Source organism: Mucilaginibacter pankratovii (assembly GCF_014773265.1).
Taxonomy (GTDB): domain Bacteria; phylum Bacteroidota; class Bacteroidia; order Sphingobacteriales; family Sphingobacteriaceae; genus Mucilaginibacter; species Mucilaginibacter pankratovii.
In genome coordinates this window covers 170978-188823 of the sequence record NZ_JACWMY010000004.1, presented here as the reverse complement: position 1 = coordinate 188823, position 17846 = coordinate 170978, and the positions used below count along the sequence as shown (strand labels likewise).

At 43.0% G+C, this 17846-nt stretch carries 18 protein-coding genes; 9 read left to right on the top strand and 9 right to left on the bottom strand.

Annotated features, from left to right (window positions below; genetic code table 11):
- Window positions 1-160: 160 nt before the first annotated feature.
- The 9 genes from IDJ77_RS09315 to IDJ77_RS09275 all read right to left on the bottom strand — a co-directional run bounded on the left by IDJ77_RS09315 (window position 161) and on the right by IDJ77_RS09275 (window position 8332).
- The gene (locus tag IDJ77_RS09315; protein ID WP_191188672.1) at window positions 161-2017 is read right to left on the bottom strand and encodes a CocE/NonD family hydrolase; all 1857 of its coding nucleotides are present in this window, start codon (window positions 2015-2017) and stop codon (window positions 161-163) included.
- A gap of 77 nt (window positions 2018-2094) precedes the next feature.
- Window positions 2095-2532: a GNAT family N-acetyltransferase gene (locus tag IDJ77_RS09310; protein ID WP_191188671.1), complete on the bottom strand. Its 438-nt coding sequence runs from the start codon at window positions 2530-2532 to the stop codon at window positions 2095-2097.
- Entirely contained in the window at window positions 2523-3062 is a 540-nt protein-coding gene (locus IDJ77_RS09305) for a DUF308 domain-containing protein (protein WP_191188670.1), read from the bottom strand. The genes IDJ77_RS09310 and IDJ77_RS09305 overlap by 10 nt, the downstream gene beginning before the upstream one ends.
- A 31-nt stretch (window positions 3063-3093) precedes the next feature.
- Window positions 3094-3567 carry a DUF2314 domain-containing protein gene (locus IDJ77_RS09300; protein WP_191188669.1) on the bottom strand — a complete coding sequence of 158 codons (474 nt, stop codon included), beginning with the start codon at window positions 3565-3567 and terminating at the stop codon, window positions 3094-3096.
- 67 nt (window positions 3568-3634) lie between these two features.
- Window positions 3635-4825, bottom strand: a complete 1191-nt coding sequence (locus tag IDJ77_RS09295) for a phosphoglycerate kinase (RefSeq protein WP_191188668.1) — start codon at window positions 4823-4825, stop codon at window positions 3635-3637.
- 98 nt (window positions 4826-4923) lie between these two features.
- Window positions 4924-5358 carry a GNAT family N-acetyltransferase gene (locus IDJ77_RS09290; protein WP_191188667.1) on the bottom strand — a complete coding sequence of 145 codons (435 nt, stop codon included), beginning with the start codon at window positions 5356-5358 and terminating at the stop codon, window positions 4924-4926.
- Window positions 5355-6353 carry a type I glyceraldehyde-3-phosphate dehydrogenase gene (gene gap / locus IDJ77_RS09285; protein ID WP_191188666.1) on the bottom strand — a complete coding sequence of 333 codons (999 nt, stop codon included), beginning with the start codon at window positions 6351-6353 and terminating at the stop codon, window positions 5355-5357. Before gap ends, IDJ77_RS09290 begins: the two co-directional genes overlap by 4 nt.
- Window positions 6354-6418: 65 nt before the next feature.
- On the bottom strand, window positions 6419-7519 hold the full coding sequence (locus IDJ77_RS09280) for an MraY family glycosyltransferase (protein ID WP_191188665.1): 1101 nt from the start codon (window positions 7517-7519) through the stop codon (window positions 6419-6421).
- Window positions 7520-7585: 66 nt separating this feature from the next.
- Complete coding sequence (locus tag IDJ77_RS09275) at window positions 7586-8332, bottom strand: glycosyltransferase family 2 protein (RefSeq protein WP_191188664.1); 747 nt, start codon at window positions 8330-8332, stop codon at window positions 7586-7588.
- 159 nt (window positions 8333-8491) lie between these two features.
- On the opposite strand from IDJ77_RS09275, the gene IDJ77_RS09270 reads away from it, so the two are divergent.
- The 9 genes from IDJ77_RS09270 to IDJ77_RS09230 all read left to right on the top strand — a co-directional run bounded on the left by IDJ77_RS09270 (window position 8492) and on the right by IDJ77_RS09230 (window position 17845).
- Complete coding sequence (locus IDJ77_RS09270) at window positions 8492-9208, top strand: polysaccharide biosynthesis/export family protein (protein WP_191188663.1); 717 nt, start codon at window positions 8492-8494, stop codon at window positions 9206-9208.
- Window positions 9209-11635, top strand: a complete 2427-nt coding sequence (locus IDJ77_RS09265) for a polysaccharide biosynthesis tyrosine autokinase (RefSeq protein ID WP_191188662.1) — start codon at window positions 9209-9211, stop codon at window positions 11633-11635. It abuts the gene before it with no gap.
- Between the two features lie 14 nt (window positions 11636-11649).
- Window positions 11650-12165, top strand: coding sequence for a UpxY family transcription antiterminator (locus IDJ77_RS09260; RefSeq protein WP_191188661.1), 516 nt, complete (start codon window positions 11650-11652; stop codon window positions 12163-12165).
- A 122-nt stretch (window positions 12166-12287) separates the two neighbouring features.
- Window positions 12288-14072, top strand: a complete 1785-nt coding sequence (gene asnB / locus IDJ77_RS09255; protein WP_191188660.1) for an asparagine synthase (glutamine-hydrolyzing) — start codon at window positions 12288-12290, stop codon at window positions 14070-14072.
- Window positions 14065-15183: a glycosyltransferase family 4 protein gene (locus IDJ77_RS09250; RefSeq protein WP_191188659.1), complete on the top strand. Its 1119-nt coding sequence runs from the start codon at window positions 14065-14067 to the stop codon at window positions 15181-15183. The genes asnB and IDJ77_RS09250 overlap by 8 nt, the downstream gene beginning before the upstream one ends.
- Window positions 15184-15220: 37 nt before the next feature.
- The gene (locus IDJ77_RS09245) at window positions 15221-16498 is read left to right on the top strand and encodes an ABC transporter ATP-binding protein (protein WP_191188658.1); all 1278 of its coding nucleotides are present in this window, start codon (window positions 15221-15223) and stop codon (window positions 16496-16498) included.
- The gene (locus IDJ77_RS09240; protein WP_191188657.1) at window positions 16492-16896 is read left to right on the top strand and encodes a sugar 3,4-ketoisomerase; all 405 of its coding nucleotides are present in this window, start codon (window positions 16492-16494) and stop codon (window positions 16894-16896) included. Before IDJ77_RS09245 ends, IDJ77_RS09240 begins: the two co-directional genes overlap by 7 nt.
- Complete coding sequence (locus tag IDJ77_RS09235) at window positions 16865-17308, top strand: sugar 3,4-ketoisomerase (RefSeq protein WP_224751028.1); 444 nt, start codon at window positions 16865-16867, stop codon at window positions 17306-17308. The genes IDJ77_RS09240 and IDJ77_RS09235 overlap by 32 nt, the downstream gene beginning before the upstream one ends.
- The gene (locus tag IDJ77_RS09230) at window positions 17309-17845 is read left to right on the top strand and encodes a GNAT family N-acetyltransferase (RefSeq protein ID WP_191188656.1); all 537 of its coding nucleotides are present in this window, start codon (window positions 17309-17311) and stop codon (window positions 17843-17845) included.
- Window position 17846 lies beyond the last annotated feature (1 nt).

Below are 17846 nucleotides of genomic sequence, written 5' to 3'. Positions count from 1 at the left end.
TATGTTAACTCTTAAAAAAATCAACAATCTGATTATCAACATATTAAAAGTTAACACTTTGAAATGTGTTAACTTTTGTAAACTTTTTTAGCCCAAATTGCGGGCGGGCTTGCCGTAAAAACGCGCGTTAAGCACACGAAACAAGCGCAGCCTTTTTACACTACATCACCCTCACCTTTAAAAAGCTTGGATGTGCCTTTGAGCTGTACACCCGATGGGTTTCCTTCTTAAAATCGGTATCCTTAGCCTTCATAATATCCTGAAACTGCTGGGTGTTCCTGTCAATCAGCGGGAACCAGGTGCTTTGGATCTGCACCATAATGCGGTGGCCCTTTTTAAAGGTGTGCAATACATCCTGCAGCTCAAAGTTTACGGGGGTTACCTTGCCGGGCACAAATGGCTCGGTTTTTTCAAAACTGTTACGGAACTTGCCGCGGATAGGCTCGCTGCGTACCATTTGCTCGTAACCCGCCATGTTTATCTCTTTAGCGGTGAATTGGTTGTTGGTGGCGGTATCCGGGTAAACATCGAGCACTTTTACCACAAGGTCGGCATCGGTACCTGTGGTGCTGAATTTCAGGTTTGCCCAAATGTTGCCGGCTATGGTTACGTCCTTATCCAGCACTTCTGTTTTATAGGTAAGCACATCGGCGCGTTTTTCGGCAAAGCGGTTATCGGCGGTCATATACTCGCGTTTCATGTCGAAATCTGTACCATCTATAAAGGGTACCGGGTTCATCGGGTCTGATACGTATTCTTTATAATCATCCGTAGCCGCGGTTGGCGCGCTGAAGGATAGTTTACCTCCGGGCAGCAGGTAAAGGTTTTTTTCTTCAGCCTCTTTTGGGGGCCAGGTGTTGTAGCTTTTCCATTGGTTTACGCCGGTTTGGAAAGTAGAAACCTTCGGCAGATCCAGCGGGGTGCCTTTTAAATAATGACTAAAGAAAGCAAACTCAATTTTATCGCGGTAATACGGCCCGGTTGGCCCGCCGAAGCTTACATCGCCCAAGTGGTCGCCATTACCGCGTGCCCAGCCGCCGTGCACCCAGGGGCCCATGGCAAAGTAAACCGGCGTGGCGGGGTTCTTTTGGGCTAAGGTTTTATAGGTATTGATAGCGCCATACAGGTCTTCGGCATCGTACCAGCCACCTGTTACCAATACCGCGGTTTTAATATCGTGCAGGTGGGGCAACACGTTACGGTCTTTCCAATGCTGGTCGTAATTAGGGTGATCCATCATTTCGTTCCACAGGCGTATGGTATCTTTAAAATACTTATCGTTGCTGTTTTTCATCGATCCCATTTCCAAAAAGAACTTGTACCCATCGTTAGTGCCCGGGTTAAAACGACCGCCGCGGCGCTGGGTGGGTTTATCATCCTGCCTGTTGGTAAAGCCCGGGTAGAAACCAAAGTTGGCCACTAAAAAGAATGCTCCATTATGGAAAGCATCATCGCGCCAAAGATCGGCAATTGGTGCCTGCGGCGAGGCCGCGACCAATGCAGGGTGACGGCTCAGCAAAGCCGTTGTGGTATAAAACCCGGGATAGGATATGCCCCACACCCCTACTTTGCCATTATTGTTCGGCAGGTTTTTCAGCAGCCAGTCTATGGTATCGTAGGTGTCGGTACCCTCATCTACATCGTTATTGGTTTTATGTACTTCCTTTTCGGGCGTCATTTCTTCATAAATACCCTCGCTCATCCAGCGGCCGCGCACATCCTGGTAAACAAATATGTAACCGTCTTTTAAAAACTGCGGCGAGGGGCCAAGGCTGCCCTTGTATTTATCTACCCCATAAGGCGCGACGCTATAAGGGGTGCGGTCCATCATGATGGGATACTTTTTTGTTTGATCTTTGGGTACGTACACCGATGTGAACAGTTTTTTACCATCGCGCATGGGCACTTCGTACTCAAACTTAGTGTAATTATCTTTTATATAAGCGGCATCGCCTTGTGCGAAGGAGGGGAAGGCTAAAAGGAAAAAGCTGAAAGCGATGAGAAGCGTTTTTTTCATGGGGCTATTCTATTATCGCTTTAAAAGTACATAATAAAATAAAAAGGCCCCTACAATTCGGGGCTGATACAAATATGTTACGTTGGGTTGGTTAACTCGAGGTAAGCCCCATTTGCATCCACTCCTTCGCCTTGCACTATCCAGCCTTGCGACAGATAAAACGCTATGGCGTTTTCGTTTCTTTCGAGGCATTTTAGCCGCAAGGGTGAGTCAAACAATTTAATAGCTACATTAAGCAAGGCTTTTCCAATCCCTTTATTAACAAAACCTGGGTGGATATATAAATGGTGTATAAAATTATCGGGCATCCAAATTGATAGAAAACCGGCAACCTCACCATTTAGCAATGCAACCAATATCTTCTCCTCTTTGGTATCCCTGTCAAAGTCCTCAAACCCGTACGCGGAGATATCCAGCCAGTAAAAGGTTTTAACACGGCTTTGCTGATAAATATGAGCAAGTACCGTGCGGTCCTCTGCCCGGTATTCTCTGATAAGTAAACGGTTTACTTCCACCGCCAGTCCAATTCTTTAGTCACTTCAATTTCGGGATTTTGAAATATGGCGAGCAGATCTTCTACAAACGAATTATTATTCACCTGCTGCTTTGGAATAACCAATGCATCACCCGTTTTTAGGCGAACGAAGTAGTGCGTGCCTATTTCGTTGATCTCTGATAATTCGCTGGTATTTATTTTGCTTTCGCCGGTTACATCCTTTGTTTCGATAATATCCTGTTCAAAATCAATTACGCACTCCTTACCTATCCGGTAGCTAAGTTTATCCAACAAAAATTTGCGATAGTGCCTTTTGTAAGCGTAGCGCTGATAAAAAGGATAAAAGATGAGGCTGATGACACCGGCAGCTAAAAAATACCAGGAAAAGAATCCATCGGCCTCCCGAAACAGGAACGCCGAAATGAAGAAGATCCCGGAAATGATTAACCACGACCTGCGCCGGTTAGCCTTGCTCCGCTTACTTTTCGATGCCGAATAAAGCATATGGGTTAAAAAATCGTCTTCCTGCAACACCACCTTTACTATCATTAACTTATTTATGTTGTTTAAAATGATGGGGCTACTCTTTTTCTTTCTTTTTGCTCCGCAGGTACTTATCAGAAAAATTACCCATATCCTTATTGTGAAGGTAATCGTATATGGCCCAATCCTCCACATCCGCTTGTTTAATGAGCACAGGGGCGCCGGGTTGTATATTCTTTAAATACAACGCCGAATCTGCAAATATCCCGGTAAATTTCCCATCGGCATATTTATAAACTACACTCCACATATGCTCGTGCTCCTTCCCATCCACAAAATCGGATTTTACCAGGAAACGATAATTACTATCCAGTGCGTGTGGTTTCAGGCTATCAATAAAGGTATTGATCCTGGCTTGCGCGGTATCTTTCAGCGCCAGGAATTGCTCGTCATCGGTTTTTAAATTTACCGACTGAACTGTTCCGGTTTTTTCTTTATCCGCATTATTGCAGGCACCGGCTGCTAAAAGCAGCAGCACAGGTACTATGAACCATTTTTTTGCCATCTCCATAAAATTTATGCGTTGAAACAAAAAAGGCAACCATTTATATGATTGCCTTTGTATATCGAAAATTTGTTTATTCGTTTATTGCCTTTACTCCCGGCAGTTCTTTACCCTCCATATACTCAAGCAAAGCGCCACCACCGGTAGATACGTAGCTAACATCGTCTACCATATCAAACTTGGCTACTGCAGCCGCGGAATCGCCACCGCCTATCAGCGAGAATGCGCCGTTATCTGTTGCTTTGGCAACCGATTCGGCAATGGCTTTGGTACCGATCAGGAATTTCTCCATCTCAAAAACACCCATCGGTCCGTTCCAAAGGATAGTTTTTGATTCTTCCACCACCTTACTGAATATCTTAACAGTTTCGGGGCCGATATCCAATCCCATCCAACCATCAGGAATTTCGCCGGTTTTGGCTACGCCTGTGTTTGCATCGTTAGAAAACGCATCGGCAGTAACATTATCTACAGGCAATAAAAGATTCACACCTTTTTCTTTAGCTTTTTTTACCAGGCTTAGCGCCAGATCCAGCTTGTCTGCTTCTACCAAAGAGGTACCAATACTGCCACCATCTGCCTTGGCAAAGGTGTAAGCCATACCACCGCCAATAATAAGGTTATCCACCTTATCCAGCAGTTTTTCTATCAGTTCTATTTTATCGGATACCTTGGAGCCGCCCATAATAGCGGTGAATGGTTTTGCAGCACCGTTCAATATTTTTTCGGCATTGGTTAACTCGGCTGCCATCAGGTAACCAAAATATTTTGCCTCGGGGAAAAACTGGGCTATTACAGCGGTAGATGCATGGGCACGATGCGCGGTACCAAATGCGTCGTTTACGTATATATCGCCTAATTTGGAAAGTTTCTCGGCAAATTCTACGTTTCCTTTTTCTTCTTCTTTGTAAAAACGAAGGTTCTCTAATAACAAAACTTCGCCTTTATCAAGGGCTTTTGCTTTTTCAACAGCTTCGGCACCAATGCAATCATCGGCAAACTGTACCTGCTGACCCAACAGATCTGAAAGATGCGGCACAATGTGCTTCAACGAAAATTCTTCGGTGGGGCCACTTTTGGGCCTGCCCAGGTGCGACATCAATATAACGGCACCGCCATCGGTTAAAATCTTTTTAATGGTTGGTAAAGCGGCGGTCATCCGGTTATCATCGGTAATGTTATAATCTTTATCCAGAGGGACGTTAAAATCTACACGGATAAGGGCTTTTTTACCGTTGAAAGTTATCTGATCTACTGTTTTCATATTGTTAAAGTATGATTGATGAATGGGGCGCAAATTGAGCAAATTTATTAGAAATGCCAACGCTAAAGTTAAAAAGGTGCTTGCTTTAGCTTAAAACTTCATTGTATCTTAACATACATTACATAATGCGGCCCTATGCCGGGCACATCAAACACCGGCGAAATTACCTCAAAACCAGTGCCCATATAAAAAGCGACGGCCACTTTGCGCGCGTTGCACCACATGTAATTAACCTTTTGCCCACGCAGGTAAGTAATGGCAAAATTAACCAGCCGGTTACCTATACCCTTGCCGCGGTGAGCGGCTGCGGTAGCCATCCCGCGCAACTGGTAAGCCTTACCTTCATAGCCCGTATAGTTTTGAGGGTGAAAGGATGCGATGCAGGCCAGCTCCTCGTCCACATAGTAACCCAAATGGAAAGCACCTTCGGCATCATCATTTGGAAAACGGCATTGGTTAAGTGTTAGCTTACCTTCGCGTAAAACCTCGTTACGCAGAGGCAGCACATCATCGGCGGTAATAAACTTTATCATTGGGGCAGCAGGTTTATTTTTTCTACCAGGTCTGCCAGGCGGCTGGAGTACCCCATCTCGTTATCGTACCAGCCAACCACCTTTACCAGCCCGCCTACTACCGATGTTAGCTGCGCATCAAAAATACAGCTGTGCGGGTTATCTAAAATATCTGTAGAAACTATAGGGTCCTCGGTATACTCCAATATGGTTTTCATAGGGCCATCTGCGGCAATTTTAAATGCCGCGTTTATTTCAACTACGGTAGGGATAGTTTTTAAGCTGCATGTAAAATCGGTTAACGAGCCATTCAGCACCGGCACGCGGATGCCGGCACCGCCAAGGCGCCCTTCCAGGTGGGGGAAAATATTGGTAATGGCTTTTGCAGCGCCTGTAGTTGTTGGGATGATAGATGCCGAGGCTGCTCTTGCCCTGCGGAGATCTTTATGCGGTGCATCGTGCAGGTTCTGGTCGCCCGTCATAGAGTGTACGGTGGTAATATAACCATCGGTTATACCCCAATTATCATCCAGTAGCTTCACCATAGCAGCCACATTGTTGGTGGTACAGGATGCATTAGAAAGTATTGATGAACGCAGGTCTACCTCGCCATCGTTTACGCCCAACACAACAGTTGGCACACTTTTATCAGCAGGCGGGGCAGAAATAATAACCTGCTTTGCGCCTGCCGTAAGGTGCTTGCCTGCGCCTTCGGCAGAGATGAATTTGCCCGTCGATTCTATCACCAGGTCGATATCCAGTTCCTGCCATGGTAAGTTTGCGGGGTCTTTTTCCTGGTAAACTTTTATGGTATTGCCGTTAACCACCAGGCTCTCGCCGTGTGATGTAACAGTACCTTTAAAACCCCGGTGAACCGAATCGTATTTAAAAAGATGGGCCAGTGTTTGGGTGTCTGCAAGATCGTTTATGGCAACAACCTCTATATTCTCTTTCAGGAGTATGGTGCGTAAAAAAACACGCCCAATACGCCCGAAACCGTTTATTGCGATCCTCATAATTACAGCATTAAGCGTGCAAAACTAAATAAAATTAAAATTGGAGAAATTTGCGCAGCGTCATTTTAAGCAAACAGGTTGCGGAAAGCGAAGCCTTCGCGCTCTTTATTACGCAGGCAAATGGTAATGCCCCAGTTAAACACCAGCGAGTTTAAGAAGATGAGTGCCATTAGGCCGAAGTTGCCTATATGGCTAAACAGAAGTACCATCACAATGGTAATAACGTTTAAGCCTACCAGTATCAGCGTTGTTTGCATATGGGTAAACCCCAACCTTAACACGCGATGGTGTATATGGTTACGATCTGCTGTGAACGGGGAGATCCCTTTTAAGATCCGCAGAATAAATACGCGCAGGGTATCAAATATAGGGCCTATGAGAATGGCGAAAGCCAAAGCCGGTGCCGAGAAGATCACCGGTGAGCTATTGCTGGTAAACTTATTTGCCTCGATGAATTTCACCGCCATAATAGCAGATATCAAGCCTATCAGCAACGAGCCGGTATCGCCCATAAATATTTTTGCAGGCGTAAGATTGTACCGTAAAAAACCAATTACCGCGCCCACTATAGCCAGCGAAATTGCGGCCAGTTCGTAATGCTTCATGTACGTAAACAGGATGGTAAATGTACCATTCACTACAATACAGGTAGCGCCGGCCAGCCCGTCTATACCATCTATCAGGTTAAACGCGTTTACAATAAGCATAATAAACAGTATTGATACGATGGTGCTTACCACATAACTAATTTCGTATACGCCAAAAATGCCGTACATGCTGGTAAAGCGAATATCACCCAATAAAACTAGGATAGCTGCTACAAAAAACTGTATTAAAAATTTTGTGCTTGAATTAACTCCCGAAAGATCATCTTTCAATCCCATTGCAAACAACACCATGCTTGATGTAAGTAAATAGCTTACCGGCAGGCTTTTATCAACCATGCTAAAAAGTAGCAGTGTTATGGTAAAACTCGCAAAAATAGCTACACCGCCCAATCTCGGGATGCCGTGATCATGCTGTTTACGAAAATGGCCAACATCATCATAAAGGTGACGGGTACGGGCAACATGTAAAATAGAGGGGATAGACAGCAATGTTATCAGAACTGAAAACAGTACGATAAGAATGTAATATATATAATATGTATTTAAATATGCTGGCATTTATATGTTGTGATGGGGGGACACTATATCTCTGCAACTATGCAAATATAAAATATTTTTTTATAATTAAAAAAATTGCTTTATCTTACTTAAACGCTTGTACAACAAGGCTATAGGGGGAAATTTTAGGCCATGCTTATACATCGCTTTCAAATCCAAAAATAATACTTTAATACGCCCCAAATAGCTATTGTTACTAACACCGCCTGTATTCATGTTAACAACTACCCTTTCGAGGTAAAAAACTGATGCTTTTTTTACATGAATAAACCTTAGCATCAATTCATAATCAGCTGCGGTTCCAAAATCGGGGCTGTAATTACCAAACAGCTCGTATAAGCTCCGTTTACAATAAAAAGTTGGGTGCGGTGGCATCCAGCCTTTATTAAATATCCCTTCTTTGTAATACCCCGATCTCCATTTACGAAAAATACTCCCGTTTTGTTTCAAATAATTAAGATCAGCATATAATATATCGTTATCTTTCTTTTCAAATGCCGCAGCAATAGCCCCCACCGCACCATTATCGGCAAAAACGTCATCGGCATTTAACATACCAACCACTTGCCCTGTGGCCATGGCAATACCTTTATTCATGGCATCGTATATCCCCCCGTCCGGTTCAGAAACCATCAGCTGAATGTGCCCTTTATACCTGTTAATAATATTAAATGTAGCATCCGAGGAGGCACCGTCTACAATAATGTATTCTATATTACTGTAGTATTGGTTAATAACCGACTGTATGCATCTTTCGATGGTACTTTCGGCATTATAACAAACCGTAATTATGGATATTTTTAATTCATGCACTTTGGAAAAATACAGTTATTTAAACGCAAATTATGTATTTTTGAAATCGCAGCCTAATTATTAACCATATCGGCAGCTAAATTTATGCGTGTTTTATACTTCATTTGTATAGTTTCAACGGCCATTTTTATAAGTTCATGCTCATACAAGCAAAACCACGTGCTTTTTCAAAATAAAAGCACGTCTGGCACCGTGAATGACAGTTTGCGCTTACAAAGCCTTATTGTAAAAAACGATTACCGCATACAACCACGAGACCAGTTACAGATAAGAAACCTGCAAAACATCAAATACATTGTTGATGAAGTACCGTCTGCGGGTTCGGGTTTAAGTGGTGGTGGGGCAAGTTCCCAGGGGCAAATTTTTGAAGTTGATGAAGATGGTACAGTAGCACTCCCGGCTTTGGGGCATGTTGCCATCAGCGGATTAACCCGTGTAGAGGCAACAAAAAAAATAGAAGGACTTTACCGCAAAGAATTACTGAAAGACCCTATTATTGAGCTAAAGATCGTTAATTTAAAAGTTAGCTTATTTGGGGAAGTGGCAGCGCAGGGTAATTTCCCGTTACTGAAAGACAATACTACGCTGGTAGAACTTATCGGGCAAGCCGGCGGGCTAACAGCCAACGCAAACGAAAAGAATATCAAAATAATCCGCGGCGAAGGGCAAATTAAAACAACAACAGAAATAGACCTTGGAGACGTACATTCGATATCAGACCCAAGAACGTTTTTGCAAAACGGAGACGTTATTTATGTTTCACAAAATAAACGCGCGGTGCGGAACGATAAATTCCTAACCTTATCAACTATCATCCAACCTGTAACACTATTGCTTAGTACTGTTTTAATTATCTTTACGCTTAGGCGGTTATAAATGGAAGAAACCGAAAATATACAGCAAAAATTACCTAACCAGGAAATTGATTATTTTAAGATCGGCAAAATACTGATAAGCCGGTGGTACTGGGTGGCGGGTTCTTTGGCTGTATTTTTAATTTGGTCTAACATTTATTTATGGTACACCCCAAAAATTTACGCTACCGGAGGCTACATGAAGCTGGAGGAAAAGAAATCGGAAATTGCCGATCTTTCTAATATCCTCAACAGTTCTGAACGTGGCCCGTCGAGGATACAAAGCGAAACATCGGTTATACAAAGCCAGCCGGTTATATTAAGCGCCATAAAAGACCTCAACTACCCCATTAGTTTTTATGTAGAAGGCAGGGTACGCACAAGTGAATTATACCCGCAAAAGCCCCTTAGTATTGAAAAATTGCAGTTTGACAGCCTGAATTTTTACCGGGACATTGTATCATTCAGGCCGGTAAACAACTCTACTTATAACCTCACCTATAAAATTAACGGTAAAGATGTATCAAAGAATTATTTGTATAACAACCCGGTTAACTTAGGGCCAACAACTATCATCATCAGGTACCCCGGCGATATCAATGAAAAAGCTGTTTTTCTGTTTAAATTTAATATTCCCGAAGATTTTGTAGGCAGGGTACGCGGAGGCTTGCGGGCAAGCGAAACCGTTAAAAACTCCAATATACTGGCACTGCAAATGACCGATGCCAACCCGCAGTTTGCCGCGGATGTACTTAATGCAGTGATGAAAGAGTATTTAATTTACGATCGTAACCGTAAAACGCAATCGGCCAGCCAAATGATCAACTTTATTGATGATCAGCTGAAATACCTCTCCAACGAAGTAAAGGGGTCAGAAAAATCTATAAAAAGTTTCAGGGAAAAAAACAGGTTGATGGAAGTTAGCACTGCTGCCGATGCCGCATTAGGTAAAGCAAAAGATATAGAGTCGCAGCAATCTATTCTGAAACTTCAACTTTTGGCAATAGATGATGTTAAACAAAAAATAAGCAAAGAGAAAAACAATGTAAATCTCAATTTCGATGCGGGAGGCAGCCAGATAGACCCCGGTTTGGCACCGCTGATAGCTAAATTAGATGGTTACCTAACACAACGTGCAGAACTCTTAAAAACCTACAATTACAGTTCGCAGCCCATACAGGATATTAACAAGTCCATTTTACAAATAAAAAACACAGCTTTAAGTATTTTAAATTCGGCCTACATAAACATTAAACGTAATTACGATTTCCTTTCGGCACAGCTTTCCCAGGTAAACCAGCAGATAGCGGTTTTACCGGGTGCAGAACGGGATATGATAAGCCTGAGGCGCGATTTTGAAATAAACGAAAAGGTGTATTCGTTTTTATCAGAAAAAAAATTAGAGGCACAGATAACGCGATCGGGAATTTTGCCGGGTGCAACTATCCTTGAGCAGGCACAGCCAAATTACTCGCCTGTTTCGCCAAACGAACACGACAATCGCCGGTCGGCAATAATATTTGGACTCGTTGTAGGCCTTGGGCTCATCATCCTGATCAGGATCCTAAACCCCTTTATTTACGATAAGGAAACCATTGAAAGCCTAACCACAATACCCATTATAGGCGTTATCAGGAAATTTCCGGAAGATATTGATGAGGACAACACCCAGGTACTGGCTATAAGCAAGCCAAAGTCCATTTTTGCCGAATCTGTGCGGTCGGTGCGTACCAACTTAAATTTTATAGCGTCAGAAAAAGCGAGCAAGGTAATTTGTATCACATCTGAGGTAGCTGGCGAGGGCAAATCTTTTGTGGCGGTAAACCTGTCCAGTACGCTATCATTAATTGATAAAAAGGTAATTTTAATTGCAGGCGACCTTCGCCGCTCTAAACTTCATAAAACTTTTAAAGTACCTAACGATAACGGCCTCAGCAATTATCTTTCTCATCAAACCTCTCTTAGCGATATCATTCTGCATTCCCAGCAGGAGAATCTCGATTTTATCGTATCGGGCCCGGTGCCGCCAAACCCTTCGGAATTGTTGCATACCGACAGGATGAAAGAGCTCATCCGCGACCTCAGCCTAAAATACGATGTGATCATGATAGATACGGCGCCAATAGGATTGGTATCAGATGCAATTCCGTTAATACGGATGAGCGATATCAATATATTTGTTATCCGGTCCGGCAAATCAAAATACTATTCGGCCACTATCCCACAACGCATAGCACAGGAATACCACCTGGACAATACGGTGATCGTATTAAATGCTTTTGCCGAAGACTTGTTACATTCAAGGTATTACACCACCAAATTTACAGGTGATTATAGCACAAGATACTATTACTATTCTGATTACAGCGGCGGATACGAAGCATCGGGCTATTATGTAGACGACGAAAAGAAAAAGTGGTGGAATTTAAAACGTTGGTTTAAGTTATAGTTTTTTTGACAGGAATGGTTTTAGATAAAGATACAGGGAAGCTACGATGGTACCCGGTATACACTCATCCGCGTGCAGAAAAAAAAGCTTATGACACTCTTATTAAGAAAGGAGTTGAGGCATATTTGCCCCTTCAAAAACGATTAAAACAATGGAGCGATAGGAAAAAATGGGTGGAAGAGCCACTTATTAAATCGTACCTTTTTGTGCGCATGGCAGAGCACAACCAGGCCGAAGTGCTGATGACCAAAGGCATAGCGCGCTTTATATATTTTTCGGGCAGGATAGCCTCGATGCCCGATAAACAGATAGAAGACCTGCAATTACTAATGGCAAGTTCCCTGGAGCTTGAAGTAACAGAGGAAAACCTACAACCAGGAGAAAAAATAAAAATAAAGGCCGGGCCATTAAAAGGCTTAACCGGCGAAATGATAGCATACCGTTCGCAAAAACAATTATTATTGCGGTTAGAAAGCCTTGGCTGTTCCATTATCGTAAATGTGGCAGCATCGTTTATTAACAGGCTTTGAGGCAATTGCCAACTTAATTCGGTAAAAATATTATTTTATTGAATTATAATTCTTCTTGATTATCAATAAGTTACAAACAAACAGCGTGACTTACCGGGCGAAGCTGTGCCCAATGGCTTAATATGTGCAGAATAGCAGGGATAGTTTCAGATACATTAGGTAGCGAACAAGTAAAGCGGCTTGTAACTACCATGTGTAATTCTATGGAGCATGGCGGGCCAGATGATGCCGGTTTTTTTGAAGATACCGCCGAAGGACTTGGCTTTGGCCACCGCCGGCTGGCTATAATCGATCTGAGCAAAAACGGGCATCAGCCAATGACAGCCGCCGGGCAAAAGGCCTGGATAACTTTTAACGGAGAAATATACAATTACCGGGAGTTAAAATACTGCCTGCAAAAATTAGGGGTAACCTTTACCTCAGAAACTGATACCGAGGTAATTTTACAGGCCTATTTGTATTGGGGCACCGCATCGTTTACCAAACTTAGGGGGATGTTTGCCTTTGCACTTTACGATGCGTTTAAAGCAGAAGTTTACCTGGTACGCGATTCGGGAGGTATAAAGCCGCTTTATTATTCAACGGTAAACGATCAGCTGGTTTTTGCATCAGAAATAAAAGCATTTAAAGCGGCAGGCATAGCAAACGATGCAGATGAGCGCTGGCCGGTATGGCTTTTAGCCTACGGGCATATCCCCGAACCGTACACCACCCTAAAAAATGTGCTTAGCCTGCCAAAAGGCCATTACCTGCGCTGGCAAAAAAACAAAAGCTATACAATAACCAAATATACCGAATCGGGCCCGAACGATATTATAAGCGATATAGCTATTGCCCGGGCCGGTATAAAAGATAGTTTGCAAAACGCTGTTAAACGGCAATTGGTATCAGATGCCCCTATTGGCGTGTTTTTAAGCGGAGGAATCGATTCCTCCATTATATCGTTGCTGGCCAACGCAAATAAAGAGCAGGAACTTAAAACCATTTCGATATACTTTGATGAAAAAGTATACGATGAACGTATCTATCAAAACGCCGTGTTGGGCAGCATAACCGGTGAAAATTTCAGGCACCTGGTTAAAGAAGAAGATTTTGAGGATCACCTGCCTCATATTATGAGCGCCATGGATATGCCAACTACCGATGGAATAAACTCCTGGTTTATCAGTAAATATGCACACGATGACGGGTTGAAAGCGGTATTATCCGGCATCGGTGCCGACGAGCTTTACGGCGGTTATCCTTCCTTCAGCAGAATTAATATTATTAAATACCTCAGAAAGGTCCCTAAAGCGCTATTATCTAAAGCCAGCTTACTGGCATTAAACAACTACAAACGAATAGCCTACCTGGCTTACAAGCACCCGGTAGCAGATTATTTGTTTCTTCGGGGGTTATTTTCCCCGGCTGATATTGCTAAAATTGTTGATATAAGCGAACGGCAATTAAACGATATCCTCTTTGGCGATACCACAATACCACAATTGGGTGCTTACGACGGGCTGCACGCATCATGGTTTGAAACTAACCTGTATATGCAAAACCAGCTTTTACGGGATACCGATGTAATGGGCATGAGCCACGGGCTGGAGGTAAGAGTGCCCTTTTTAGATGAAGACTTTGTGGCATTTACACAAGGGGTAGATCCGGCTTTGCGTTTCAACAATGGCAGGCCAAAACAGCTGTTAATAGATAGCTTTAAGAACGTGCTGCCTAATGCGGTTTGGGACCGGCCAAAAATGGGTTTTACTTTCCCGCTACAGCAATGGATGAAAAACAATAAAAGCATTGCCGACGAAAGCTTTTACCATGGTTCGTTTGCAAAAAAAACCATTCACAAATTTAAAGAGGATCAATTGCATTGGTCTAAAGCATACGCACTCTATCAAATACAAAAGCATGTCTAAAAAGGTGATTCTTTTAACACTGCAAACTTTTAGCGCAACGGGTGGCATACAAAAAATGGCCCGTACGCTGGCGCATTCGTTACAACACATCTGCCAAAAAAATAACTGGGCATTAAAACTGTTATCGTTATATGATTCAGATGATGATCTGCTTCCGCAGTACTTGCCAGCGCAAAATTTTAAAGGCTTTAATAAAAATAAAGCCAGCTTTATTTGGCGTACCCTCTTTTACACAAACAATAACGATACGCTGATTTTAAGCCATATTAACTTCGCGGTTATAGGCCTGCTGGCAAAATTATTAAAGCCCAAATGCAATGTTTGGCTTATAGCACACGGCATAGAGGTTTGGCGCCCGCTAAACTTTCAAAAAAAGCTGCTTTTAAAATATTGCGATAGAATAATTTGCGTAAGCCAATTCACAAAAGACAAGTTGGTTGTGCTCCACAACGCAAATGCGGATAAATGTGTAATATTAAACAACGTTATCGATCCGTTTATAAAGCACCCAAGCACATTTGCAAAGCCAAATAACCTGTTAAACAGGTACGGTTTAACGGAAGCAAACCCGGTTATCTTCACGCTGACGCGTTTGGCTTCGACAGAAAAGTATAAAGGGTACGAAAACGTGATAACCGCCGTAGGCGGGTTAAAACATCAGTTTCCGGGTATTAGGTACATTCTATCAGGTAAGTATGATAAGCAGGAGGGGCTGCGCGTTAAGGAACTCATCAGGAAATATGAGGTTAGCGATAACGTGCTTCTTACCGGCTTTATTGATGAGACAGAATTGGTAGATCATTTTTTGCTGGCAGATCTGTTTGTACTGCCAAGTAAAAAAGAAGGTTTTGGAATTGTTTTTATAGAGGCGTTAGCTTGCGGCCTGCCTGTATTATGCGGCAATGCCGATGGCAGTGTAGATGCAATACGCAACGGAGAATTGGGGAAAGCTATCGACCCGGATGACAACAAGGAACTTGAGCGCCAGGTAGCTGAATATTTAACACATCCGTTAACGGTAGAGCAGCGCCGCTACCTGCAAAAAAATTGCCTGCAATATTTTAGCGAAGAAAGTTATATCAATAACCTGCAACAACTGCTGGATAATTAAATGCCCGCCACATTAAATCTAACCGTACCTTTTAGCGATGCCTAAAGTAATCCAGGTTCAAAATTTATCAAAGGCTTATCAGCTGGGGTCTTTCGGCACAGGCACCATATCGCGCGATATAGAACGTTACTGGGCACGCATAAGAGGTAAAGAAGACCCGTTTTTAAAAATTGGTGAAATAAACGACCGCACAACCACCGGCACAAGTAATGTAGTTTGGAGTTTAAAAGACATCAACTTTGAGATTGAACAAGGCAGCGCTGTGGGTATTATTGGCCGCAACGGCGCCGGCAAAAGCACGTTGCTTAAAATATTAAGCAGAACCACCGCGCCTACTACCGGTACTGTAAAAATGAAGGGGCGTGTTGCAAGCCTGTTAGAAGTAGGTACCGGTTTTCATCCGGAACTCACCGGTACCGAAAACATATACCTTAACGGGGCCATATTGGGCATGCGAAAGGCCGAGATCAAAAAGAAATTTGACGAAATTGTTGAGTTCTCCGGCGTAGAAAGATATATCAACACGCCGGTGAAGCGCTACTCATCGGGCATGTATGTAAGGCTGGCATTTGCAGTAGCGGCCCACCTCGAATCAGAGATCCTGATTATTGATGAAGTGCTTGCCGTAGGCGATGCCGAATTTCAAAAGAAGTGCCTGGGTAAAATTGGCGAGGTGAGCAAAGGCGAAGGCCGTACAGTTTTATTTGTGAGCCACAATATGGCGGCTATAAAATCGCTTTGCACGCAGGGGATAGTGCTAACCAATGGCCAGTTAACATTTGCGGGCAAACAGCTCGAGGCTGTTAGCTTTTACCAGCTAAATAACGATCTCCCCTCCCACTTTGATCATAAAGGCAAGCAGGATACCGCCCCAGGCAACGACGCTATCCGTATAAAAAGCTTTAAAGTTGAGCCAATAACCGGCGACGTTATTTCCATATCAACCGGGGCTTATTTTACACTGTTGTTTTACAACCATAAAGCCGGTATAAATTTAGATGCTACCTTTGAATTAAAAAACGATGATGAAATTATCGTTTTTCACCAGGGAGTACTGATAAGTACGGAGAATGATGCCAGGCAGGGCATATATACGGTTAGGGGTATACTGCCCGCCAATTTGTTAAATGCGGGCCGGTACGCGTTCAAGATCATTTTTGGTGAGAACCAACGTTATGAGTTATTCTCGGCAAACGATTTTATACAGTTTGAAGTTTTAAATGAAAGCTCGGGCAGTAACAGCGCGCTAACACCGGGCGTAATACTGCCTAATATACAATACAAGGTTAATTTTGAGCAGGCTATCATATGTTAAACCCCGAAATAATACAGCTGCCGAAGATATTAGACGACCGGGGGAACCTCTCGTTTATAGAAGAAAGTAACCATATCCCGTTTAAGATCGAACGCACTTATTGGATATATGATGTACCCGGCGGCGAACGCAGGGGCGGCCATGCTTACAGCGATCTGCAGGAGTTTATTGTGGCATTAAGCGGTAGCTTTGATGTGGTATTGCACGATGGCACAAAAGAACTGCGGTTTCACCTCAACAGGTCATATTACGGTTTGTACATACCTAAAATGATGTGGCGCGAACTGGAGAATTTTTCCACCAATTCTCTTGCGTTGATCCTGGCAGATAAGAAATACTCGGAGGAGGCCTACATTCGTAATTTTGATGAATTTGTACAAAAACGAAATGCAGGGTAGCAAAACCACCGTTTTTGATTGTAATATAATGCAGCTACCCCGTATCCACAACCGGGCGGGTAACATTACACCGGTAGAAAATAACGTACACATCCCTTTCGCAGTAAAACGGATCTATTATTTATATGATATCCCGGGCGGAGAATCGAGGGCGGCGCATGGCCACAGGCAATTAGAACAGCTTATTGTTGCCGCCAGCGGTAGTTTTGACGTACATTTAGACGATGGAATAAATAAAAAAACCATCCAGCTAAACCGCCCGTACGTAGGGCTGCATATAAAGCCGGGCATCTGGCGCGATATATCTAATTTTTCATCGGGTGCTATTTGCCTGGTACTGGCCTCCGAACTTTATAACGAGCAGGATTATTTAAGAGATTACGACGGCTTTAAAAGCTTTAAATCGCGTTAAATGCAATTCCCATTTCATAAATATGGTTTAACTTTTAGGCTGGTTGAGGAAAGCGATGCGCAATTCATCTTATCGTTACGCACCAATAAAGAACGCGCACGATATTTGTCGGCAACGGATGATGATCTGCAAAAGCAAACAGAATGGATAAAAGCATATAAGCAGCGCGAAAATGAGCGAAAAGAATATTACGTATTATTTGAAGATGATAACCAACAGCCGCTTGGCGTTTTTAGGCTTTATGATATAACTGCCGAAAGTTTCACCAGCGGCAGTTGGCTCATTAAACCGGGATGCGATGAGTTTGTAGGTTTAAAATCCGATTTGTTTGTAGGTTTTTTAGCCAAAGAGGTTCTTAAGCTTGGCGATTGGTTTTTTGATGTCAGAAAAAACAACAAAAAGGTATTGCGTTACCATAAAATGTTTGCCAAAGTTATTAATGAAGATGAGCTCAACGTTTATTTTGCAATGGACAGGGCAGCCTACGAAAAAAAAAGTAGTTTTTTAACAAGTATTATACAACCAGATATATACTGAT

Bases quoted from the DNA above. Each gene is read 5' to 3' on its own strand.
- IDJ77_RS09240 (WP_191188657.1), top strand. From the start codon at position 16,492: ATGTTAAACCCCGAAATAATACAGCTGCCGAAGATATTAGACGACCGG.
- IDJ77_RS09305 (WP_191188670.1), bottom strand. From the start codon at position 3,062: ATGATAGTAAAGGTGGTGTTGCAGGAAGACGATTTTTTAACCCATATG.
- asnB (WP_191188660.1), top strand. From the start codon at position 12,288: ATGTGCAGAATAGCAGGGATAGTTTCAGATACATTAGGTAGCGAACAA.
- IDJ77_RS09230 (WP_191188656.1), top strand. From the start codon at position 17,309: ATGCAATTCCCATTTCATAAATATGGTTTAACTTTTAGGCTGGTTGAG.
- IDJ77_RS09315 (WP_191188672.1), bottom strand. From the start codon at position 2,017: ATGAAAAAAACGCTTCTCATCGCTTTCAGCTTTTTCCTTTTAGCCTTC.
- gap (WP_191188666.1), bottom strand. From the start codon at position 6,353: ATGAGGATCGCAATAAACGGTTTCGGGCGTATTGGGCGTGTTTTTTTA.
- IDJ77_RS09290 (WP_191188667.1), bottom strand. From the start codon at position 5,358: ATGATAAAGTTTATTACCGCCGATGATGTGCTGCCTCTGCGTAACGAG.
- IDJ77_RS09300 (WP_191188669.1), bottom strand. From the start codon at position 3,567: ATGGAGATGGCAAAAAAATGGTTCATAGTACCTGTGCTGCTGCTTTTA.
- IDJ77_RS09280 (WP_191188665.1), bottom strand. From the start codon at position 7,519: ATGCCAGCATATTTAAATACATATTATATATATTACATTCTTATCGTA.
- IDJ77_RS09265 (WP_191188662.1), top strand. From the start codon at position 9,209: ATGGAAGAAACCGAAAATATACAGCAAAAATTACCTAACCAGGAAATT.
- IDJ77_RS09250 (WP_191188659.1), top strand. From the start codon at position 14,065: ATGTCTAAAAAGGTGATTCTTTTAACACTGCAAACTTTTAGCGCAACG.
- IDJ77_RS09295 (WP_191188668.1), bottom strand. From the start codon at position 4,825: ATGAAAACAGTAGATCAGATAACTTTCAACGGTAAAAAAGCCCTTATC.
- IDJ77_RS09260 (WP_191188661.1), top strand. From the start codon at position 11,650: ATGGTTTTAGATAAAGATACAGGGAAGCTACGATGGTACCCGGTATAC.
- IDJ77_RS09245 (WP_191188658.1), top strand. From the start codon at position 15,221: ATGCCTAAAGTAATCCAGGTTCAAAATTTATCAAAGGCTTATCAGCTG.
- IDJ77_RS09235 (WP_224751028.1), top strand. From the start codon at position 16,865: ATGAATTTGTACAAAAACGAAATGCAGGGTAGCAAAACCACCGTTTTT.